Here is a 22,197-nt window from a genome sequence, read left to right as displayed (position 1 = left end):
TCTACTTACTATCAATGAGTTAAGGACAAGTCACTTCTTCCCAGAACCAGTTCGATTGGGTTGGCGACTCCCAAACTCCAGGACTGTTTTTAGCAATGAAACACTTATCATTGTATGAATAAATATCACCATTCACCGCTTGAGTAGTGCCTGGCTGCCATGGTGTGACTGTACCAGAGCCACCTCCCGTGTCGCCGCCGTTATCGCCACCGCTATTACCACTGCCAGAACCGAGGTCGGCAAGCGGTAAGTCAGGCTGTTCAAACTTAAACGCGTAATCCACACCATCAATGTTCACAGAGTAATTGGCAGGTCCAGAAATAGGCAAGTAGTAGACCATGTCGAGCTCATACGTTCCACCAGCAGGAAGGGATTTCCACGCAGGTAAGCTGAACGCCACACGGTGCATGGTGCCATCTAGGCCGCCAATATTGTTCGCGCGAGTGTGACCTGATGCGATGACCGTGAGCCCGCCTCCAGATTGATCTTTGGCATTATCTGGTGCCGAAACAGGAATATCGAACTGGAACTCGGTTCCCCCTGGAATCGCTTGACCTGTGTTATTGGTAAAGGTGATTTTTGGATTAATCGGATAGTTCTGATCGCCCACTTTAAAGCCACCGATGGAAACCGCAATGTCTACTGTCTCATTCGGTATTGCCCCTGTTGCTACCTTATTGCCATACGGCACCGCAGACTTAAACTTGTCGTAAATCGCTTTGGTCATGGTATTACCCATATGGTATTCACCATTACCACTATTACACGCCTGCTCGCTGGTATCGACCGCACCGCGTTGGCCATTTTCGTCGAGCACATAACAGTTGTAGTCACCTGCGAGCTCCCAGAACATGATGCCGCCAATCTCTTTATCGATAACATAGTCGGCTTTCACTGCAATAGAAGCTTCATCTTCGGTTGAGAGGAACACGCCTTTTTCCGCATTCCACAACCAAGGGGCGACTGCAACGCTGTCATAGTGGCGCTGGTAGCTGCCCACCAATCGATCATCAGGATCATTGACTGGGTCAAGTTTGTATGCGGAGGCATAAGAGCCAAAGATTCCTTTTTCAAGGTTTTTAGCATGCCACATTGGACCAGAGCCTGCGCCCATCTCATTGCCTTTCGGATCCGTATCATGCCACATGTTATCGATACCCACTGCGCCGTTGCCACAGTTGTTCTTCTCTCCTTCACCTGTTCCCTCTGGACACTGCGTCTGATCAGGGAGCGCCGCGCGTCCCCAGAGACCATTGGTTCCACCTGTCACACCCTGCCATCCGCGGGTGTAATACGGTACGCCGATATTGATGCGTCCTGCAGGCATAGAGCCACGGAAGTAGTGATAAGCCCAATCAGTATTGAGGTAGCCAATACCGCCGTACGCTGCGGTTCCATATACATTCCATTGCGCTAGCTCTGAATCTTCACCTGTATCGTATAAAGCAGCGTTGTGACCAACGTGATCATTCCAAGCTCCGTGCAAGTCGTAGGACATAATGTTCACGTAATCGAGGTACTTGGTGACATCAAATGTTTCCATACCTCTCAATAAGTAACCTGATGACGGCGCTGCGATGGTTAGCATGTAGTGCTGTCCATCTTGTGCTGAAGCGGCGTCGAGTTTTTCACGCAGCACCTTCATCAGCTCTTGATAAGAAGCCCACAAGTATTGGCGACGAGGCTCCATAAACTCTTTATCGTATGGGTTACCTGCCCCTGCCATCGATGTTGGATACTCGTAGTCGATATCCAGGCCGTCAAACTGATAGGTGCGCATCATTTCGACGGCAGACGCGGCAAACTTTTCTATCCCTGCATGATTGATTGAACCGTCAGCATTGGTCGTCATGGTGTAGAAACCACCATCAGCCACGCGATTACCATTCGCATCAAAATGCCCACCGGTTTCAGCCCAACCGCCAATTGAGATGAGTGTTTTTACGTCATAACGTTTCTTGTAGGTCGCCAGTGCACCAAAATGACCTTTAAACCCGAGAGACGGGTCGATTTCAACGTCTGGCCACTCTTTACCGGTCGCCGCATTGTTGGGGTCGGTCACATCGCCTAGATTGACTTTACCGTCAGGACCAATACCGACGAACGCATAGTTAATATGAGTAAGCTGTTCCCAAGGAATGTCTTTCACCAAGTAAGCTGCTTGTGGGTCGTCACCTGCACGCCAACTGGTAAAGTAACCAATGACACGTCTTGGGTGGTCGGCTCCCATCATTTCGCGACCTTGTTCGTCATACGTCGTACAGTAAGGAACATCAACCCCTTCCGTTTGGTAGAGGCCATCAGGGCGACAGCTAGCCACGGTTGGTAGCCCATTGACGGTCAGACTGGCCGACGCTGAAGTGGAACTCGCACCGAGGTTATCTGTTGCTTTCGCTGATACTGAGAGATTGCCGGCCTGTGTTGTTGTGTAGTCAAGACGATATGGTTCAGTGGTTACCGTGCCGACTAAGTTTCCGCTAATGTAGAAATCTACCTTTTCGATACTACCATCGCTATCGGTCGCATTGGCACTGAGTGTAACCACGCCGCCGATGTCTACCGTGTTGCTTGACAATGTGACGTCAACAGCGGGTGCTACATTCCCTGGCGTACTGCTATCTACCCCAATGTTGACACTGCTGACAACGCTTCTTGCCCCTTTATCATCGATAGCAATAGCGCTAATTTGGTGATCACCAGCAGTTGCAGTCCATATCGAGGAGTACGGAGCGCTCGAAACTTGCGCAACCACTGCGCCATCGACTAAGAACTCGACATTAACTACCTCGCCATCACTATCCGCGGCGCTTGCGCTAATGGTGACAAGCTCGCCCTCAGTGATGAGGTCATTAGCCGAAGGAGAGACGAGTGATACACTGGGCGCCTCGTTAACTGCGCCGGTGTCACAGCTTCCAAGTTCTGACCAGTGCGCCCAATCTCCGGAGCTTATTTCCGGATCGTTGCCCTGAGTCCAATAGTTAGCCTGATAACCCTGGCCTAAGTGCTCGACCTGATCACCTGTGTTGTAAATGGTGCTAGCTTGCCAACTGTTCATGCTCGAGCAGTCTACCGCTGCATAACTATTAAACGCCATTAAACACGATGCGCTGAGCGTACTGAGTGTAAAAACTCGTTTTGCTGCATTTGCCTTCGCTTTGTGCATATTACCGTATCCTTAAGTTATTGTTTATACGTATTAAATTGTGCTCAATTAGAATTAAGCACTTAAAACACTTCGTGAAATAACCTTAGATAAGATCGTAGAAATGACACGTAAAGAATCGTTATAATCCAAAATGCCTCGCAAGTCGGTTGATCAGGCTTGCAACAACATCACACTTATTTTGTATCGATAACTAAAAAACGATTTAATTCTTTCATTAAAAAAAAGCCTCTCTATCGAAAGATAAGAGAGGCTTTTTTTTGAGGAGAGTGACTAAGTCTCCTACAGGGGAAACGAGAATAATTCTCTTTGTTCATACTACTGAAATTACCCAGGAAAAACACTGTAAATAATGTTAAATAGCATTTCCTCGTTTAACTGCTCCAGTTATTTTCCGTTGGTGTCGCGTTAAAATGACGTTTGAACTCACGCGAGAACTGTGAGGTACTATTGTACCCAACCAAGCGCGCTGCATCACCAACCTTTAATCCCTCGAGTTGAATCAGTTCTCGCGCTTTATTGAGGCGAACTTTCTTAATATATTGTATTGGTGACGCCGACGTTACACTGCGAAACGCGTTGTGAAAGGCTGAAATGCTCATATTCGCGCTTTGCGCTAAGTCTTGCACGGTAACCGTCTGCGTATAGTTTTGATGTAAATACTCCAGTGCCTTTGCCACTCTAGCGTAATGACCTTCGTGGCGTGCAAGCTCAAACAACACATGCCCTTCTTTGCTCATTAAGGCGCGCAGTGTCAGCTCTTCCATCAAGTTTGTCCCGAGAATCGAGGCTTCGATTGGATGACATAATGCTTTCATAAGCCGCTGGCAAACATCGAGCATATCATTATCCATTGCCACGGATTTTAACCCAGAACACGCACCATGATTGTCGCATATGGGGTAGTCCGCTTGGCTTTGGAGTTGATTCACTAGTCGATGTAATACGTAGGTATCAATATCAATACTTAATCCCAGCAAGGGTTGTCCATTTTCAGCAATGGCTTCGCATTCCAATGGCATAGGAACCCCAACGACAAGATAATCATCGGGGCCATAGCGCACTGGCTCATTGCCCAAATAAATATTCTTCGTCCCTTGACCAAGTACAATCACGCCTGATTGATAAACAAACGGATGACGCTGATTTCCTTTACTACTGCGATAGAAATGAACACCATCAATCGCCGTTTTGGTTACGCCTTCTAACTGCTCAAGGTTGTTTTGTTCTACATAAAGTTGCATCCAACAGGCTAATGACACACTGACCACCATAAAAATAGAATTAGGCATGATTAAAGGAGAAATTGACCTTTATTTGGCCCATTGTCAATACTAATATGCACAATGAAATATGAACACAATGTTCCTACACGGAAATAAGAGGCAATCAATGATGCAATTTTCCTACGTAAACCCTACTCAAATTCATTTCGGCCAAGGCCAGATCAAAGCCATAGAAAGTGCCGTGCCAGTCGATCAAAAAGTATTGGTCATTTACGGTGGCGGTTCAATCAAAAGTAATGGCGTTTACGACCAGGTCACCCAAGCCTTAGCCAATCATCAGTGGACGGAATTTTCCGGTGTAGAACCCAACCCAACTAAAGAGACACTTGATAAAGCGGTTGCCATTGTGAAAGAGCAAGGCATCGATTTTATTCTTGCAGTAGGTGGTGGTTCCGTTATTGATGGTTCAAAGTATGTGGCAGCGGCGGCTAAATATGATGGCGATGGCTGGGACATTATGGTCGGTCAACACCAAGTGACGTCAGCAGTGCCACTCGGCGCCATTCTGACCTTACCTGCGACTGGCTCTGAGTCGAATATGGGCGCTGTGATCACGAAAGCAGAAACACACGATAAACTGCCGTTCATGACGCCGCACGTCCAACCAAAGTTCGCGATCATGGACCCGGATGTGATGAAAACACTCCCTGAAAAGCAACTGGTGAATGGCCTAGTTGATGCTTGGGTTCACGTTTGCGAACAATATTTGACCGTGCCTCATGGTGCGATGGTGCAAGACGGTTACGCAGAAACGCTGCTGAAAAACCTCAAGACTTTAGCCGATCAGTTCGATCAACGCGACAATGATCAGTGGCGTGCCAACCTTATGTGGACCGCCAACCAAGCATTAAACGGTTTAATTGGGTCTGGTGTAGCGCAAGACTGGGCAACGCATATGATTGGTCACGAGTTTACCGCGCTTTGGGGCGTCGACCATGCTCGCTCACTCGCGATTGTTCAACCTTCACTGCTACGTAATCAGTTCGCGGTTAAGAAGGCGAAGCTCGAACAAATGGGACAAAACGTGTTTGGTTTGGCTCAGTCTGATAACCTCGCCGAAGAAACTATTAAGGCCATTGAGGCGTTTTATTTATCGTTGGGGGTTCAGGTACAGTTCAGTGACTACCAAGGAGATAAACAACACGCTGTTAATTCAGTGGTTAAGCAACTAGAACAACATGGCATGGTTGCACTGGGTGAAAATCAAGCCATTGACCTAGAGCAAAGCCGCAAAATCTTAGAGTTGGCAATCGCCTAGACTAAACCCGTCGGTAATAAAAAAGCAGCGCAAGCTGCTTTTTTGTGTGTTTCGTCGACCCATGAGCCAACATGGCTCCAGCAAGAATGATTAGACCTGATAGCGATAAATAAGATCATCGTAGTAACGGCCGCCAATCTGATACGCATCTTTTTCACGCTCTCTGAGTGTGAAACCGGCTTTTTCTAACACTTTGCACGATGCAATATTGCCATCTGTGACAATTGCGTTAACGGCGCTGATAGGCAGATTGTGAGTTGCATGCTCTATTAGGGCAATCAGAGACTCGGTACCATATCCTTTACCATGATGCTCGGGTAGCAGTAAGTAACCCACTTCTACCTGTTGCTTATCTTGCTCTGCAATACAAAGCCCTGTAACTCCAACCGCCTGTCCACTTTGTTTTTCACGGATTACTAAGCATAACCAGTGCTTGTCTGGCCAATTCCACGTAGGCAAACGAGATTCAAACCGTTGGCGGATCTCCTCGACACTGGGTTGATCAAAAGCGTAACGAATCACCTCATCGTCTTGATGCAAGCGTTGGAAAAGAGGCCAATCTTGCTCAGTCAACGCTTTCATTTGCAACTGTTCTGATTCTAGGTAATTCATTTGCCCTCTCTTTCTATTAAAGTGGTCAACGCTCGCTGAGCAGCGGTGACGTTATCTATAAGTGCTTGGCGCTGGTCCCAATAACACTGAATTGGCTGCGCCGACTGTTCGATGCTCAAACACACTTGAAACAGCGCATCTAACCCCAAACTGCCAGCAGAGCCTTTCAATTTATGGCTTAATTGTTTGATCTGTGATGCATCATTTTGCTCATAAGCTTGCACAAGCTGCAATAAGATTTGTTCAGCTCCTTGATCAAATAACGCCACGATGTCTTGCATCTTTTCTATACCCAACACCTCAAGGTCGGCCAGTACCAGCGCTGAGTTAATCACTTGGTGTGTCGAAACGGCGCTCTTATCCAATGCTTGGTCGCTTTGTTGCGCCAACAATAAAGGCTTCCCCTCCAGACGACTTTGGATCAAATGCCGCAACGCCTCTTTGTCAACGGGCTTAGGAAGGTAACCATCAAATCCAGCAGACAGATAACTGGCCACCTCTTCATTGTAAACATGAGCGGATATCGCGACTAACGGAATACCGTGATTCACTTCCTGTTGTTTTGCACACCGTTTGAGCTCTTTTAGCAGCTCTACACCGTTACAGTCTGGCAAATTGATGTCAAGCAACGCAATATCAAACGCTTGGGTTAAAAACGCCTGTTTTGCCTCTGCCCCATTCACGGCAGTGACAACTTGGTGGCCCAAACTGTTAAGAAACCCTTCTGCGACCATACAGTTAACCGGATTGTCTTCAACCAGCAAGACTCGAGCTTTGACGCTGCAATCTTGAGAGATTTCGGCTTCTTCTATCACCTCACCCTGTTCAAGCGGGATAGAAAACCAAAAACGGCTGCCTTTGTTGAGTTCAGATTCAACCGTAATTTCACCGTCCATCGCATCAAGGATACGCTTGCTGATCGCAAGCCCCAACCCCGTCCCCCCCTTACAGGCTTGAGAAGGCCCAGCCTGAGTGAAGGCGTCAAACAGTGTTGGTAGAGCGTCGGCGGCGATGCCAATGCCAGAATCAGACACTTCAAAACAGACCCATTGGGAGCGGTTAGGATCGTTGGCAACATACAAGTCGACATAACCGCTGTCGGTAAACTTAACCGCATTTCCCACTAAGTTATTAAGCACTTGGCTGATTCGGGTGACGTCACCATACCAAAACTTGTCAACGTCACTCTCAATCACGCAACTGAGCTCAAGCGACTTTTCGTTGGCCTTTCCTGTCATCAACTGCAACGTATCATCAACCATGGCGTGGAGATTAAAATTGACCGGCCTAATTGCCATATGCCCTGCCTCAATTTTCGAATAATCGAGCACATCATTAAGAATCGCAAGGAGGTTGGTACCGCTTCGATTAATCACATCAACATAATGACGTTGCTGAGTATTCAGTTCAGTATCTTTGAGTAGCCGTGCAGTACCAAGTACCCCGTTCATCGGGGTACGAATTTCATGGCTCATGGTCGCAAGGAATGCGGTTTTCGCTTTGCTCGCTTGTTCTGCGGCCACCCTCGCTTCGGCATGATTTGCCACTTCTTCATTTAAACGCAGATTCGTTTGTTGTAACTGCTCTGTACGCTGTGCTACCAGTTCTTCTAAATGTTCTTTGTGCTCTTGCAGCTCTCGCTTGGCTTGGGTTTCACTCTCTGCGACCACTTTTAGCGCTTTCGCTGTGTTCTGAGCAGTAATGATCGCTTGCCCCATATGAGCAAGTTCATCGTTGCCTTCGGCGTTTATCTCAACCTGCAACTGACCTTTTGCGATAGACATTAAAGCCGACGAATATTCAGCAAGACGCTTAACCACCGACACATACACCACTTTCCAAACAATAAACACCACGATAACCATACCAAGCAATGTGATGATAGTTAGGGTTAGTTGAGCGTATTCGAGCGTTGTTTTGAGCGCCTCGACAGCACGTGTCGTAGCCAGGTTTGACTCATCGACTAACTTGTTCACGGTCGTATTCAAGGCAGAGAACTGAGTAAGAGTATTTTGCATTAATTGTTGGGCGGAGCGTTCATTCTGATGGCGTTTAATAAGCGTATCAAACACGTCTGAGCGCTCTTGAATGCGCTGCAGTAACGCTACCATCTGCATTGATCGAGTGGGATCTTCTACCGCGTTCACACGCCGATTCATAATTGTGAGATGTTGGTTAAACTCATCGCGAATGGTGGTAATCCGGTTAATGTCAGACACCGTGCGCGATTCTTCGATGTAATTAAGCAGTTTAAACGCCAACAAGTGAAATTCGTGCAACCGCTCGGCAAGATCGAGATCGACTTCCACCAGCGTATCTAACGCTTGGTAAGCTTGAGAGAGGTCTTGTTGGTCAAGCAGCGAATAAATGTGAGTCACATTAGCCACCGCGATCGTAGAGGTGTTGGCAACCTGAGTTCGCGTCAATTGCTCCAACTCTTGCGCCAACCGGCGCAACGCTTCTGTTTGTAGGGCTAAATCTTGATTGAGTAACAGCCTCTGCTCAACGGCAATTCCCAACTGGGCTAAGGTATCAATAACGCTTTGAACGTTGCTTTCCAAACGACCCAACAGCTCAGCATCAAACGCGTCAGACCCAAGTCGCTTAATATGATCGAGTAGAGACTCAAGCTGAGTAAAGAGCTCTTTGCCTGATTGCTGGCGCTGCGCTTCGGTCTTTGCATTCGATAAGGTTTGCACTGACGAGATTATCTTTGAACTCAACTCAGAAACTTGGCGAGCTTCGAGCATCGACGGGATTGCAGAGTTGACTACATTACGCTCGGTTTTCGCCACGGAGCTAAAGCCAGAAACACCGATCGACGCTGATGTCAGTACGAGTAGAGCCATAGCTAGAAATGCCAGTAATAACTTACGCCCGATACTGGCTTTAGCAAGCAACATTGAGATTCATCACTTCTTAACTATTCGATAATGCGCTATATTTTGCAGTGTTTGTATTGCCTTTACCAACGAATTACTGCATGCCTTTGATCTTCACACTGAAAAACCCTGCTTGGCTCGCTATCGCCGCCATTTTCGCGATATCAATAACGCCGAGGGCTGTTGGGCAGCAGGTCGAACGCCTGTGCGCCGTCTATCCACACTTAAAAGATTCCTATTGGTTATCCGTCAATTACGGCATGGTGGATGAAGCGCGAGTTCAAGGGGTAGATTTGCGCGTATTGGAAGCGGGTGGCTACCCTAACCTCGATAAGCAAAGAGAGCAGTTGGAGCTATGCACCGAATGGCAAGCTGACGCTATCATTCTTGGTACTGTGGCTCCCGACCTTTACGCTCAATCACTCAAATATGAAGTCAATCAGACACCGGTGTTTGCCACGGTTAATAAGCTGATTACCGACCAAGAAAATCAATCGGTCGTTAAAGGCGAAGTCGGCGTCGACTGGTATTGGATGGGCTACTACGCCGGTGAGTATCTCAAAAAGAAACACCCCAAAGGCAGCGGCATTGTTGAGATCGCGCTATTACCTGGGCCTAAGTCTAGCGGTGGTACCAAACCTGTCATTCAAGGTTTCTACTCGGCAATTCAAAATAGTGACATCGAGATCAAAGAAACCTACTGGGCGGATAATGATAAAGAGTTACAGCGTAACCTTGTTCAGCAAGTTATTGAACAATCTGATGTCCAATATATCGTTGGAAGTGCGGTGGCGATAGAAGCGGCGGTCAGTGAGCTGAGAAGCAGTGGTAAACAGCAACAGATTGGTTTAATTTCAACCTACTTAAGTCATGGAGTCTATCGCGGGCTACTGCGTAATCGTATTGAGTTTGCGCCAAGTGATAAGATGGTTCTTCAAGGCCGCTTGTCCGTTAAGCAAGCTGTCCGCTATTTGCGCAACCAACCCTATGAACATGTTCAAGCGCCAATAATTGAGCCGTTAACTCCTACTCAACTATCTCCTGAGGTCATTGCTAACTCTCTTTCGCCCTCAGAATATCGTCCCACATTTTATATTTATAACGAAAACAATTAGGAACTATCTTTAATGGAAAAAACAACTCGTACTCTACCATCTCATAAGCATATTGCTTTGGTCGCGCATGATAACTATAAACCAGAGCTACTGCGCTGGGTAAAAGAGAACAAAGAAAAACTCCAAGGGCATTTTCTTTTCGCAACCGGAACAACGGGTAGCATGTTGAGTAAAGAAACGGGCCTTGCGATAAAAAGCATGATCAGTGGTCCTATGGGGGGCGATCAACAACTTGGCGCCATGATATCCGAGTGCAAAATTGACGCTCTGATCTTCTTTTGGGACCCGCTAAATGCCGTCCCTCACGATCCAGATGTCAAAGCGCTATTAAGGATCGCCAGTGTATGGAATATCCCCGTCGCCACCAACCGCGCGACGGCAAAATTCATCATCGAATCTGACCTAATGAATCAAGAAGTAGAAATTGAGATACCGGACTATGAAGCTTATTTAGCTAAGCGCACCTAAACTGTCCACGCCCGCCTCGTGTGCGGGCGTTATATCGATTTCTCACTATTTTCTTTCTATGGTGCCCACATACATAAGCATTCGTTAATCTATGAATTGCTTCCCATTCTTGAGTAATTCTTCACGCAAATCTCAAATCCCGGTCCTTATTAGACTAAGATAGAATGGTTTTAGTCCAATTAAGGGATTAAGGTGCTCTCGTCGATGTTTGGCACCAGAATAATTACATAACGATTTAAATATTGCTTTGCTGCTGAGAAATTACTATGAAAACAAATCTAAATGAACAGCCAACACTCTGTTGTCCGCTATGCGGCAGCCAAGAATACTTGCTATCGGAGAGTGACAACATGTTGTGTGCCGAATGCGGCTCGTTTTTTGAGTCGGTAACTCAAATTACTCCCCTATCTCCAAGCTTAAGTCATGGCACTGAATCGATCACATTTGTTGGATTGCAATATCACTAGACTGAGAAAGCCAATCTTTTAACTGGTGTAGGTCATCGAAACTTTGACTTGCGCTGGCGTGGCCTTTGTCGTTCAGTCCGCGTAACTGCACTGTTTTTACCCCTGCGCGAATCCCCGCTTCCAACCCTTTCGGCGTATCATCTATGTAGAGACACTCATCAGTAGTAAACCCCATGGACATCGCGCTATACAGAACTAAGTCAGGTTCAGGCTTCCAACTATTGGTGTCAAATGCGGAGAAAATCCGCCCTTCAAAATATGGTAGGAGCCCTGTCAGTTCAAGGCTTCGGCGAATTTTTACCTTAGGTCCATTTGATGCAACACAGTATTCAATGTTGTGTTGAATCAGAAATTCAAGCAGCTCAAACACGCCATCCATGGGTTTGAGCTGTTGAGCAAATAAGTCATCTAACAACTGGCGATAAACTGGTTCAAGCTTGTCAAGCGAGACCTGCACTCCAAGACGTTGTGAGGTAGAACTGAGAATATCAGCCAGCTTGCCACCCTCAAAATGTTTTACCGCTTGGTCCATTGTCAGAGTGGCCCCAAATTGCTTAAACGTGGCACACAAGGCCAAACAACAGAGTCTTTCGCTGTCAACCAAAGTTCCATCACAATCGAATATTACACATTTGGTCTGAGGCTCATTCATTTGACTTACCTTATCAGTTGCAGTTAGCAAATAATAAGCGACGATTGTTAGAATGAAATGATGTGCTTAACAGTTTGTTGGATATTTAACGTTGTAGCTGCAGAATTTTAGAGCACATCACTCTTTGAGGGTAGAGAATTGAAGAATGAGTAGACTAGCGCTACTTTTCTAACCAAAGATGTTGAACCTGTTGTAGCTTATGGGACTCTTTCATCACCAAGGCATCAATAAAGTCCTGTTCACTTGCATCCGCTTGTGGCTTGACCACCACGTCTGATATCAGAGCATCTTGTCCATTCAGGGTTAGAATAGCGGCAGCAACAGGCTCCCCGTGCTCGAATCCAAGATAGAGCTCGCAAGGGTCTGAATAGATGATTTGAGTGAGGAACTCAACAATCAGCTCTTTGTGTTTTTCTTGTTGCCATCGACTGGCTTGTAGCAGAGCAAACATTACGGTCAAACGGTGAAAATCAACTAAGAAGATATCGTTTTGATCAAAGCTGGCATCGGGTATCGGTCTATTAGCGAGTTCAACGAACTCTTTCTCAGCAGCATCTGAGCGATAAAGCGCTAAGCCCGCTAGGCTCTCTTGGGTCGGAAATTCCACTTCTACTTGCTGATAAAGCCATTGGTTTTTGATGTCAGCGATGTTTGGTATCGACATAATTAAGAGTTTACCTATTGCAAAATCGAGAAGTGTTGCTGAAGCTTACTCGATAACCGCTTGAGGCCACAAGTCTTTTGGCTAACGATCCACTATGGGTCGATAAAAGCTGATATAGTAAAAAGCAACAGAATATAGAATTTGGAGAAAACCAATATGTTTAAAAAGGCAGTGGGCATCGCGATTTTAGGCTTAACTTTAACCGCTTGTTCCGGCGACGAGGTCGGTGATGTCAGTTTAGGCTTGTTCACCATGAAAGATATCAAACTCAACCACATGCAAGATCCTATCGTCACTGGCGTGACTTGCCATGTCGCCTCTATAGAAGCCGACTTTAGCTTTGCCGACCCGAGTGATAGTTCGATTTCTTGCCGTCAAACCGGTGAAATTACGCCAGAAATGATAGCGCAGATCGATAAGTCTAGCGATGGTGAAGTGGTATTCAAAAAGTCTAAAAGTATCTTCTTTAAAAGTATGAAAATACGCCGCATTTTAGACGCCGAAAATCAAACGATCATGTACCTCTCCTACTCGACTAAGGAGACCTCAGGCAGCTTCAAACACAGTTTGTCGACGGTGCCGCTGTGGGGTACCAAAGCGTACGGTGCTTATTCAGGCGATAAGTAATCTTCATGTAGGTGGCAAACGGGGTTTGCCACCTATTTTATGTAATAAATATGAAAGCCCTCTTACATTTCTGTGATATGATCCCGGAAAATTTCTAACTCTACACACACAATGAAGTTTCCTGGACAGCGCAAATCAAAGCATTACTTTCCTACTCACGCTCGAGATCCTCTCGTCAATCAAATGAAACAAACTCCGAGACTGTACCGTCCAATCGTGGTCGGCGTTGGTCAAACGATTGTCGACATCGAAGCGAGAGTTGATGATGAGTTTTTGAGCAAATACCAACTGAGTAAAGGACACTCTCTGGTTCTCGAAGAGAGCAAAGCGGACGCGCTCTATAAAGAGCTAGTGGAGCGTGAGCTCATCACTCATCAATATCCAGGTGACACTATAGGTAATACACTGCACAACTATTCGGTGTTAGCAGACAGCAAGTCCGTACTGCTTGGCGTGATGTCGCGAAATATCGAAGTCGGCTCGTTTGCTTACCGCTACCTGTGTCGTACCTCATCTCGTATGAACCTTAACCACCTGCAAATGGTCGAAGGCTCAATTGGTCGCTGCTACACCTTAATTTCAGAAAACGGCGAACGCACCTTTGCAATCAACGAAGGTCATATGAACCAGCTTCGCCCTGAGAGTATTCCTGAAGAGGTGTTTGATAAAGCGTCAGCCTTGGTTGTCTCGTCTTACCTTATGCGCGGTAAACCTGAGGATCCAATGCCTCAAGCTGTCGCGCGAGCGATTGAGATCGCTAAATCGAAAAATGTTCCTGTCGTTCTGACATTAGGCACGAAATGGGTTATCGAGGGCAACGCCAAGTGGTGGCAGGATTACATTAAAGACAATATCTCAATTATCGCCATGAACGAGGAAGAAGGCGAAGCTCTTACGGGCGAGAAAGACCCGCTTCTTGCCGCGGACAAAGCGCTCGAATGGGTTGATTTGGTCTTATGCACCGCCGGCGCGGTAGGCTTGTACATGGCAGGCTATATCGAAGACAGCGTAAAACGCGAAACCGAATTGCCTTTACTACCCGGCAATATTGCCGAGTTCAATAAGTACGAGTTTAGCCGAGCGATGCGTAAAGCAGACTGTCAAACTCCGGTCAAAGTCTACTCTCACATAGGCCCGTATTTAGGTGGTCCGCTGGAGATCAAAAACACCAATGGCGCGGGTGATGCAGCACTGTCTGCATTGCTTCACGATATGGCAGCAAACAGCCACCACAAGGTCAACGTGCCGAACTCGTCTAAGCACGATCAACCTTACCTTACTTATTCCTCGCTATCCCAAATTTGTAAGTACGCGAACCGCGTCAGCTATGAAGTGCTCACTCAGCATTCGCCTCGGCTTGCTCGCGCTCTGCCAGAGCGAGAAGATAGCTTAGAAGAAGCCTATTGGGACCGTTAGTGCATAAAGAGCCGCTTAATGCGGCTCTTTGTTGTTTGGGCAGGGATAGAACACTAGTTGGCCATCCTCGACTAAAAAACAGTCCATATTCGCAGCATGTGCTGCCTCTAAACCTAGCGCTGTATCTTCAAACACAACGCAACTTGACGCAATCACCCCCATCTGTTCGGCGGCTCGTAAAAATGTGTCTGGATTTGGCTTATGACGCTCTACGTCTGTCGCTGTAACTACGGTGTCCATGTGTTGTAATAGATTTGTCATGGTCAGTAGCCGTAGTGCGCTTTCTCGCTGACTTCCGGTTCCTATCGCCAACTTCTTTTTACCGACGAACTGTTTCAGCACCTCTAGCGTGCATTCGATCGGTTGGCCTGGTTGATCGATAGAGGCAAACGTCTCCATTTTAAACCGCGAGACTTGAGCTGGGTCTAAGCTTAGGCTGTATTTAGTGTTGACTTCAGCCGCAATTTTGTAGCTCGGCATTCCACCAAGGCTGTGTAACCAATGCTGGTTAAAGGGAAAGCCGAAGTGTTCTGCCGTCATTTCCCATGCTTGTAAATGAGCGGGCATGGTATCGAGCAGTGTGCCATCCATATCAAAAATTAATGCCTGATATTTTTCGATCCGTTCCAAAACGTTACTCTCTTTGTCGCTTTAGTTCGATTATTCACATAAATTTAATCGGCGAGTAGATTGATTTAATTGATATATATATAAATAGCATCTACCATCAAAACTGATACTAATAAACTATGCGCTGTTTACGAACTAAGGTAATCTCATGAATATTAAGAATAAACTTTATTCATTGGGTGTTGTAGCCATTTTTGGGGTTGTCGCTGTACTTTTCGCAACCACACATTTTGCCCAAACCACTTCTCAACTTAACCAAGCGACGCTGCTAGTCGCAAAACTCGAAATCCGTTTGCTCAACTTACGACGTAATGAAAAGGACTTTTTGCTCCGCAAAGACACGAAATACCTAGATACATTCAATAAAAACATGCAAACGTTCCTCGATTTAGAAAAAGAGCTATCGGTTATCCTCAAGGAATACCAACTCCCTTCTAGTCAGCAACTTCGTGTTGATATCGTCAATTACCAACAGGGCTTCAACCAGCTCGTCAAAGCCTTTCAACAGCTCGGACTCGATGAAGAAAGTAATCTAATCGGTGCGTATAACCGAACAATCGATCAAATTCGTCCATCGCTAAGCAGTGAACAATTAGTGCAATTAGCCGAGTTCAACGAAAATGTTCTCAAAGGTGAACTTCAGTCCAATCTCTTGCCATCTGGCGCGACAGAGCTCATCAATGCCGCAACAGCGTATATTAATCAAGCCAAAGTAGTTGGGCTGAAATACAATCAGGGGCTACTTGGCAATACTCGCGCGCTTTCTCACACGGTCGAAGAGCAGTTTAAGTCGTTCTCAGGCGCGTTGGCACAGCAAAGTAAAACCACCAGCGAACAGTTGAACACTCTCAAACTTGTTGTCACCGCTATCGTAATACTGATTATTTTCGGTTTTATCTTCCAAATTTCTCGCACAATCAACCAACAAGTTGCCAATCTGCTACAGGCTATCCAAGAGATTGCGCATACCAATAATGTCTCGTTAAGAGCCAAGTTGACCAAAAAAGACGAGCTGTCTGTTATCGGTAACTTCTTCAATGAGTTACTCGATAAATTCGAACAGCTCATCTCAGGCTCTCAAACCAAATCTCGCGAGTTGACGCATAGCACCTCGAGCATGCACAACGAGCTGCAAAACGTTATCGAACAGTTCCATGTTCAAGCCGACCATACTGGTACGATGGCCACGTCAGTGCAAGAAATGGTGCTTACCATCAATGAGATTTCTGAAAGCACTGCCGTTGCAGTCGAAGGGGTTCAACAAGCGTCGGTCAATGCGAAAAATGGACGTAAGGTGGTGGACTCTACTGTTAACAATATCGACCAACTGTCATCCATTCTTGGTAGCAGCCAAGCGTCGATCAGTTCGCTCAATAATCACGTAGATAAAATCGGCGATGCGGTCAATATCATTCAAGAAATCGCCGAGCAAACCAATTTGCTCGCGCTCAATGCCGCTATTGAGGCAGCGCGTGCAGGTGAACAGGGACGCGGTTTTGCGGTAGTGGCCGACGAAGTACGCGCTCTCGCTAGCCGCACTCATCAATCAACGGAAGAAATCACCAAAGTGGTTTCGGCCATTCAAAGCCAAATGGCGGAAGTGGTGACCAATATCGATCAATGTAACGAGCAAGGGGTGCAAACGCTGGAGGCATCACGCACTCTAGATAGTAGCTTGAGCCAAATCATCAATGATATGGAAACGATTCAAGCCAACTCTGAGCGCATTGCCTCTGCCATCGAAGAACAGGGTATTGTGATGAACCAGGTTAGCGAGTCGATTACTGAGCTTAACTCAATATCAGAAGGAAACATGAGTTCAGCGCAACAGTGCCTGAGCGAAGTTGACCGCGTGTCTGCTCAAGCAGCGGATATGGACAGTGCCGTTGCTGAGTTCAAAACATCGTAAAACAAAATATCCCCTTACCGGATGGTAAGGGGATATTTATTCGTTATCTTGTCGTTAGCTACTCGTCATCTAGAGGAATCAATTTAGTGCTTCCACCGTGAAGTTTCTCTCGTTTACGCTGAATGAATGCATAGAAACCAGGGATCAAAAGCGTCCCCGCCAATAACACACAAAGCAGTCCACCAATTAACGAAACCCCAAGCGAGTTCTGACTCACATGCCCTGCCCCCGCTGCAAATAGTAGCGGAAAGATCCCCAAGATAAATGACCAAGACGTCATGTTGACCGCACGAAAGCGCAGCTTACCCCCATTCACCGCCGCCTGATCGATCTCAACCTCTTTATCCTCACGTTCGCTTTTGGCGAACTCAACGATGAGTATGGCATTTTTCGCCGCTAGCGCGATCAATAACACCAATCCAATTTGCGCATAAAGGTTTAACGGTGTGCCAGTTGCGTTGAGCGCTAAGAATGAGCCTAGCGTGGCTATCGGTACCACCAAAATGATTGCTAACGGAATCGTCCAACTTTCATATTGAGCCACCATAAATAGATAAATAAAGATTAAGGCGAGTGCGAATGCAAATATCGCTTGGTTACCAGCCATGACTTCTTGGTAAGCCATGCCTGTCCATTCGTATTGGTAACCTTGGGGCAAAACCTGTGCTGCAACGCGTTCCATCGCAGCAATTGCATCACCACTCGAGTAACCAGGTGCAGGCTGCCCCTGGATAATCGCGCTGCGATACATATTGTAACGCCAAGCAACATCGGGCTCGAACACTTGTTCGTTACTGACCAAAGTGCTGAGTGGGATCATAGCGCCAGTTGCTGAACGTACATGAAAGCGTTCCAGATCTTCGATACTATTTCGATGTTGCCCGTCGGCTTGCATAGTGACACGGAAGTTTTTACCGAACATGGTAAAGTCGTTGACGTATAGTGAGCCTAAGTTACCCTGTAGCGTCTGGAATACATTTGCAAGAGAGACGCCTAGCTGTTTGGCTTTCTCTCGATCAATATCGAGGTAATAGTGCGGAACATTGGCACGGAAGGTACTGAAAGCATATGCAATTTCCGGTTGCTTATTGGCCTCTTCGATAACTTGTCCCATCACCATCGCGAGCTGATTGCGACTTCGCCCAAGTGAGTCTTCCAACACAAACTCAAAGCCTGATGCTGCCCCCATGCCCGGTACTGCCGGAGGTCCCATGGCGAACACAGTCGCTTGAGGAAGTTCGGTCGCTGCACGGGTATTGATTCTCTGCGCGATGGCATTGGCCGAATGTCCTTCGCCCAAAGCATTGCGGTTTTCCCAATCATGCAACTTGATAAAGAGTGAGGCTCCATTTGATGCTGCCGCACCGGTCATAAACGCAAAACCATTGGCCACAGTAACGCCATCGATACCCGGCTCTTGTTGCACTATATCAATGAGCTTTTCAGTCGCTTGTTCGGTACGCGACAAAGAAGCGGAGTCCGGTAGCTGCACGTTAACCAACAAGATCCCCTTGTCTTCTTGAGGAACGAACGCCGTTGACGTGGTTTTGGCAAAAAAGCCAACCAGTAGCAGAGCGAGACCAAAGAAGGCGCCGAGCAATAACGTTTTTTTCACGAACACTCCGGCGAGTTTTCCATATCCTTGGGTCAATCGCTCTAATCCTCGGTTGAAAGCGTTGAACCAACGGGCGGTGTTTCCTCCTCCGGGTTTGAGAACCAACGAACACAGAGCTGGCGACAAGGTCAACGCGTTAATCGAAGAGATCACAACCGAAATACAGATAGTCAATGCAAACTGGCGATACATAATACCTGTAATGCCCGGCAACATGGCCACGGGAAGGAATACCGCCAATAATACTAGCGTCGACGTCACAATCGGACCGGTCACCTCTTTCATAGCAATGAGCGTTGCTTTTCTCGGGCTAAGAGTAGGGTCTTTTGCCATCGTGGTATCGACATTTTCAATGACCAGAATTGCGTCGTCCACCACGATACCGATCGCCAGAATCAAACCAAACAAGGTCACGGTATTGATGGTGAAGCCAGTCAACTGCATAGCGGCAAACGTGCCTATCAGGGAGACAGGAATCGCCACTACGGGAATCAAGGTTGCTCGCATACTCCCCAAAAATAGATAAGTGACGGCAATCACCAGCAATATCGCTTCGATCAGTGTTTTTACAACACCTTTGATCGATTCTGCGACAAATACAGTGGTGTCGTAACTGGTCTCGTAGGCCATGCCTTCAGGAAAGCTAACGCTCAATTGATCGAGCAAATCCATCACAGCTTGACCACTTTCTAGCGCATTGGCGTCTGATTGCAGAGACAGGGCAACAATTGACGCGTCTTGACCACGGAATTGACCACTGCCATCGTAAAACTTTTTACCTAGCTCGACGCGTGCGACATCTTTGAGGTAGACCGATGAACCATCCGGGTTAGCTCGCAGCACGACATTCTCGAACTCACTGACACTCTCTAATCGCCCTTTGGTGACAAGGTTAAACTGAACGTCTTGTGCGCGACTATACGGCGCTGCGCCGACCCGCCCTGCGGCCACTTGAACATTTTGTTCGGCAAGCGCTGCATGGACATCGGAGGTTGTCAGGGTTAGGTTGGCCATTTTTTCAGGGTCCAGCCACACACGCATCGCGTATTCACCGCCACCAATCACATTAACCTCGCTGATCCCTTTGACTCGAGCGAGCTGGTCTTTAACATTAAGGTTGATGTAGTTGATCAAAAACTGATCGTCATATTTTCCGTCTGGGGAGTAGAAGTTCAGCACCATTAAAAGATCAGGAGAGCGTTTTTTTACCGTCACGCCAACCATACGTACTTCTTGGGGTAGCTTTGATTCGATCTGCGAAACGCGGTTTTGCACATTCACTTGTGCCATATCTGGGTCCGTGCCAACGTCGAAGGTCACATTTAAGCTATAGGAGCCATCGTTAGCACTTTTTGATGACATATAAAGCATATTCTCGACGCCATTTACCGACGTTTCTATCGGGTCTGCAACCGCTTGTTCGACAACTTCGGCGCTCGCACCCGTATAGTATGCTGTCACGCTGACCGACGGTGGGCTAATTTTTGGATATTCCGCAATCGGCAACAAAGCCAAGGATATCAGGCCGGCAAGAGTCAGGATGATGGAGATAACCAGCGCAAATTTTGGACGTTGAATAAAGAATCGACTTAACATTTCGCCGCCTCCTATTTCACGTCAGATTCAGCAAAACGCACAGGGACACCGTTGCGAACACGTTGCAACCCTTGAGTAATTACCCGCTCGTTTTTACTCAAACCACTACGGATAATCACACCGCTTTCTACTTGACGACCTAACTCTACATTGCGACGCTCAGCGACATTGTTTTCAGCCACCACCATCACGAAGTGACCTTCAAGATCGGTTTGTACTGCGCGTCTTGGGACAACGACCACGTCTTTTGCTTGCGCTTCTCGTAACTCTACTTTGACATGTTGCCCGGGCAACAAACGATATTGGGGATTATCGATAACTGCACGCATGGCAATGGTGCCAGTATTTAAATCAATTCGATTGCCAATAAAATCGAGTTTGCCGATATGATTAAACGGTTTTCCGTTTTCCAACATCACCTGGACTTCAACCTGCTCACCGCTGCCATTGCCTTGAACTTGATCAATTCCTAGTTCGAGACGTTCACGTTCACTGAGACTAAAACTGGTATGCACAGGATCCAAACTGACCAAGGTGGTCAGCGGACCAGATTGAGGAGAAATAAGATCTCCAGTACTGACTTTACTCTGTGCTATTCGGCCCGAGAAAGGCGCGCGAATTTCGGTGTATGAAAGGTTGACCTCTGCTAGGTGTAACTGCGCCTTAGTCGCTTCTAATTGCGCACGCGCGCCCAACAGTGCTGCGTTAAGATGATCAAATTCTGATTGGGAAATACTGCCTTTAGGAAGAAGGTTTTCACCGCGAGCAAAATCGAGCTCTGCTTTCTTTAACCCGGCTTGAGCCTGCGCGAGTGCCGCGTTGGCACTGGCTCTCTGCGCTTCAAATGATGCCGGTTCGATAGTGAAGAGCAATTGCCCTTTCTCGACCATTTGACCTTCTTCAAAATGACGCTGTTTGAGATACCCTGAGATTTGGGCGGTAATATTGGTATCTTCAACCGCTTCTACACGACCAATATATGTTTTACCTTGCTGATGCTGAATAACTTTGGCTGGGTCAGCAACTACCAGCTGTGCCTGAGTGTCTTGGTGTCCTTTACTGGTTTCGCCGCATCCTGCGAGAAAAAGTGCACTGAGTAGTGCAGTAGAAAGTAAAGTTTTTTTCATTGATAGACCGTTAGATAACAAAATGGCGAGTTCACGTTACTCAACGGTCTTTGATAGATTGTCCGAGAAATATCAGGGATATGAACGAGTTTGTATCAACCTGTTACAAGCGATGGTTTGGTGTGGGGTAAAACACTGTCTAATAGTTCTTGGCCAGATCCCCAAGTGTAAACAAGTTCAGGCACTTGGTTACCACAAGGTGCATTCCACAGCCTCTCAACCGCGTATTTACCCCCGATGTGGCGATAAAAGTCGATAGCTTGTTTGTTGTCTTTCATTACTTCGAGATACACGCCATTATCTGGGAAGTACTGGGCAATCCATTTGGCCATTTCAGCCAGCAACTTCGCCCCAATGCCCTTACCACGATAGGCGGGATCAACGTGCAAAGCATCGATCATCGTACCTTTCTCAAAATCATGATTACCAAAGGCACAAATAAAACCACACAACAAACCGCCCTCTTCAATTAGGACGACATGTTGATTAAAAGGAGGATTGATAAGACGGGTTTGCCAAATAGCGCTGCGTTCTTCGTCCACTTCTTGTTGCAAATAGTCTGAGCCCAAAATGCCTTGATAAAACAACTTCCAACTCTGAGCATGCAAAGTGGCAATACGCTCATAATCACTATATTCAGCTAACTTTAATTCCATTTATAGTTCCTTATTACTTCCTGTAAGGATTATTTAACTTCTTCATACTATAAA

16 protein-coding genes are annotated in these 22,197 nt (G+C 46.8%); 6 read left to right on the top strand and 10 right to left on the bottom strand.

Annotated features, from left to right (window positions below):
- Window positions 1–19 precede the first annotated feature (19 nt).
- Window positions 20–3,163 (bottom strand): chitinase C-terminal domain-containing protein, encoded by a 3,144-nt coding sequence (locus FCU94_RS13335; RefSeq protein WP_176289004.1) that lies wholly within the window; start codon window positions 3,161–3,163, stop codon window positions 20–22.
- A 374-nt stretch (window positions 3,164–3,537) separates the two neighbouring features.
- Complete coding sequence (locus tag FCU94_RS13330) at window positions 3,538–4,425, bottom strand: AraC family transcriptional regulator (protein WP_176289003.1); 888 nt, start codon at window positions 4,423–4,425, stop codon at window positions 3,538–3,540.
- A gap of 133 nt (window positions 4,426–4,558) precedes the next feature.
- Here FCU94_RS13330 and FCU94_RS13325 point away from each other — a divergent pair, with 133 nt between their 5' ends.
- A complete protein-coding gene (locus FCU94_RS13325; protein ID WP_176289192.1) occupies window positions 4,559–5,707 on the top strand; it encodes an iron-containing alcohol dehydrogenase in 1,149 nt (382 codons plus the stop codon).
- 90 nt (window positions 5,708–5,797) lie between these two features.
- Here FCU94_RS13325 and FCU94_RS13320 read toward each other — a convergent pair whose 3' ends face one another.
- Window positions 5,798–6,319: a GNAT family N-acetyltransferase gene (locus FCU94_RS13320; RefSeq protein WP_176289002.1), complete on the bottom strand. Its 522-nt coding sequence runs from the start codon at window positions 6,317–6,319 to the stop codon at window positions 5,798–5,800.
- Entirely contained in the window at window positions 6,316–9,222 is a 2,907-nt protein-coding gene (gene torS, locus FCU94_RS13315; RefSeq protein WP_176289001.1) for a TMAO reductase system sensor histidine kinase/response regulator TorS, read from the bottom strand. Before torS ends, FCU94_RS13320 begins: the two co-directional genes overlap by 4 nt.
- An 80-nt stretch (window positions 9,223–9,302) precedes the next feature.
- Here torS and torT point away from each other — a divergent pair, with 80 nt between their 5' ends.
- Together torT and FCU94_RS13305 are read left to right on the top strand one after the other, a co-directional pair.
- Window positions 9,303–10,316, top strand: a complete 1,014-nt coding sequence (gene torT, locus FCU94_RS13310; RefSeq protein WP_176289000.1) for a TMAO reductase system periplasmic protein TorT — start codon at window positions 9,303–9,305, stop codon at window positions 10,314–10,316.
- A gap of 12 nt (window positions 10,317–10,328) precedes the next feature.
- Window positions 10,329–10,784, top strand: coding sequence for a methylglyoxal synthase (locus tag FCU94_RS13305; RefSeq protein WP_176288999.1), 456 nt, complete (start codon window positions 10,329–10,331; stop codon window positions 10,782–10,784).
- Between the two features lie 438 nt (window positions 10,785–11,222).
- Here the strand turns inward: FCU94_RS13305 and FCU94_RS13300 are convergent, their stop codons facing one another.
- Together FCU94_RS13300 and FCU94_RS13295 are read right to left on the bottom strand one after the other, a co-directional pair.
- The gene (locus FCU94_RS13300; RefSeq protein ID WP_176288998.1) at window positions 11,223–11,903 is read right to left on the bottom strand and encodes an HAD-IA family hydrolase; all 681 of its coding nucleotides are present in this window, start codon (window positions 11,901–11,903) and stop codon (window positions 11,223–11,225) included.
- A gap of 160 nt (window positions 11,904–12,063) precedes the next feature.
- Window positions 12,064–12,567 carry a flavodoxin gene (locus FCU94_RS13295; RefSeq protein WP_176288997.1) on the bottom strand — a complete coding sequence of 168 codons (504 nt, stop codon included), beginning with the start codon at window positions 12,565–12,567 and terminating at the stop codon, window positions 12,064–12,066.
- A 156-nt stretch (window positions 12,568–12,723) separates the two neighbouring features.
- On the opposite strand from FCU94_RS13295, the gene FCU94_RS13290 reads away from it, so the two are divergent.
- Together FCU94_RS13290 and FCU94_RS13285 are read left to right on the top strand one after the other, a co-directional pair.
- Window positions 12,724–13,194: a CreA family protein gene (locus tag FCU94_RS13290; RefSeq protein WP_176288996.1), complete on the top strand. Its 471-nt coding sequence runs from the start codon at window positions 12,724–12,726 to the stop codon at window positions 13,192–13,194.
- 111 nt (window positions 13,195–13,305) lie between these two features.
- Complete coding sequence (locus FCU94_RS13285) at window positions 13,306–14,610, top strand: inosine/guanosine kinase (protein ID WP_176288995.1); 1,305 nt, start codon at window positions 13,306–13,308, stop codon at window positions 14,608–14,610.
- 15 nt (window positions 14,611–14,625) lie between these two features.
- Here FCU94_RS13285 and FCU94_RS13280 read toward each other — a convergent pair whose 3' ends face one another.
- Window positions 14,626–15,240 (bottom strand): beta-phosphoglucomutase family hydrolase, encoded by a 615-nt coding sequence (locus FCU94_RS13280; RefSeq protein ID WP_255199269.1) that lies wholly within the window; start codon window positions 15,238–15,240, stop codon window positions 14,626–14,628.
- Between the two features lie 148 nt (window positions 15,241–15,388).
- Between FCU94_RS13280 and FCU94_RS13275 the strand changes: the two genes are divergently transcribed.
- Window positions 15,389–17,149: a methyl-accepting chemotaxis protein gene (locus FCU94_RS13275; RefSeq protein ID WP_176288994.1), complete on the top strand. Its 1,761-nt coding sequence runs from the start codon at window positions 15,389–15,391 to the stop codon at window positions 17,147–17,149.
- A gap of 58 nt (window positions 17,150–17,207) precedes the next feature.
- Here FCU94_RS13275 and FCU94_RS13270 read toward each other — a convergent pair whose 3' ends face one another.
- The 3 genes from FCU94_RS13270 to FCU94_RS13260 all read right to left on the bottom strand — a co-directional run bounded on the left by FCU94_RS13270 (window position 17,208) and on the right by FCU94_RS13260 (window position 22,143).
- Window positions 17,208–20,360, bottom strand: coding sequence for an efflux RND transporter permease subunit (locus tag FCU94_RS13270; RefSeq protein ID WP_176288993.1), 3,153 nt, complete (start codon window positions 20,358–20,360; stop codon window positions 17,208–17,210).
- An 11-nt stretch (window positions 20,361–20,371) separates the two neighbouring features.
- Window positions 20,372–21,487: an efflux RND transporter periplasmic adaptor subunit gene (locus tag FCU94_RS13265; RefSeq protein ID WP_176288992.1), complete on the bottom strand. Its 1,116-nt coding sequence runs from the start codon at window positions 21,485–21,487 to the stop codon at window positions 20,372–20,374.
- 95 nt (window positions 21,488–21,582) lie between these two features.
- Complete coding sequence (locus tag FCU94_RS13260; protein ID WP_176288991.1) at window positions 21,583–22,143, bottom strand: GNAT family N-acetyltransferase; 561 nt, start codon at window positions 22,141–22,143, stop codon at window positions 21,583–21,585.
- Window positions 22,144–22,197 lie beyond the last annotated feature (54 nt).

Origin of the sequence: Vibrio sp. JPW-9-11-11 (assembly GCF_013369335.1) — a bacterium.
In the GTDB taxonomy this organism is placed as follows: Bacteria; Pseudomonadota; Gammaproteobacteria; order Enterobacterales; family Vibrionaceae; genus Vibrio.
The sequence above is the reverse complement of the archived record's forward strand: the minus strand, read 5'-3'. Positions and strand labels throughout refer to the sequence as shown.

Bases quoted from the DNA above. Each gene is read 5' to 3' on its own strand.
- torS (WP_176289001.1), bottom strand. From the start codon at position 9,222: ATGTTGCTTGCTAAAGCCAGTATCGGGCGTAAGTTATTACTGGCATTT.
- FCU94_RS13265 (WP_176288992.1), bottom strand. From the start codon at position 21,487: ATGAAAAAAACTTTACTTTCTACTGCACTACTCAGTGCACTTTTTCTC.
- FCU94_RS13325 (WP_176289192.1), top strand. From the start codon at position 4,559: ATGCAATTTTCCTACGTAAACCCTACTCAAATTCATTTCGGCCAAGGC.
- FCU94_RS13285 (WP_176288995.1), top strand. From the start codon at position 13,306: ATGAAGTTTCCTGGACAGCGCAAATCAAAGCATTACTTTCCTACTCAC.
- FCU94_RS13270 (WP_176288993.1), bottom strand. From the start codon at position 20,360: ATGTTAAGTCGATTCTTTATTCAACGTCCAAAATTTGCGCTGGTTATC.
- FCU94_RS13260 (WP_176288991.1), bottom strand. From the start codon at position 22,143: ATGGAATTAAAGTTAGCTGAATATAGTGATTATGAGCGTATTGCCACT.
- FCU94_RS13320 (WP_176289002.1), bottom strand. From the start codon at position 6,319: ATGAATTACCTAGAATCAGAACAGTTGCAAATGAAAGCGTTGACTGAG.
- FCU94_RS13300 (WP_176288998.1), bottom strand. From the start codon at position 11,903: ATGAATGAGCCTCAGACCAAATGTGTAATATTCGATTGTGATGGAACT.
- FCU94_RS13335 (WP_176289004.1), bottom strand. From the start codon at position 3,163: ATGCACAAAGCGAAGGCAAATGCAGCAAAACGAGTTTTTACACTCAGT.
- FCU94_RS13275 (WP_176288994.1), top strand. From the start codon at position 15,389: ATGAATATTAAGAATAAACTTTATTCATTGGGTGTTGTAGCCATTTTT.
- FCU94_RS13295 (WP_176288997.1), bottom strand. From the start codon at position 12,567: ATGTCGATACCAAACATCGCTGACATCAAAAACCAATGGCTTTATCAG.
- FCU94_RS13305 (WP_176288999.1), top strand. From the start codon at position 10,329: ATGGAAAAAACAACTCGTACTCTACCATCTCATAAGCATATTGCTTTG.
- torT (WP_176289000.1), top strand. From the start codon at position 9,303: ATGCCTTTGATCTTCACACTGAAAAACCCTGCTTGGCTCGCTATCGCC.
- FCU94_RS13290 (WP_176288996.1), top strand. From the start codon at position 12,724: ATGTTTAAAAAGGCAGTGGGCATCGCGATTTTAGGCTTAACTTTAACC.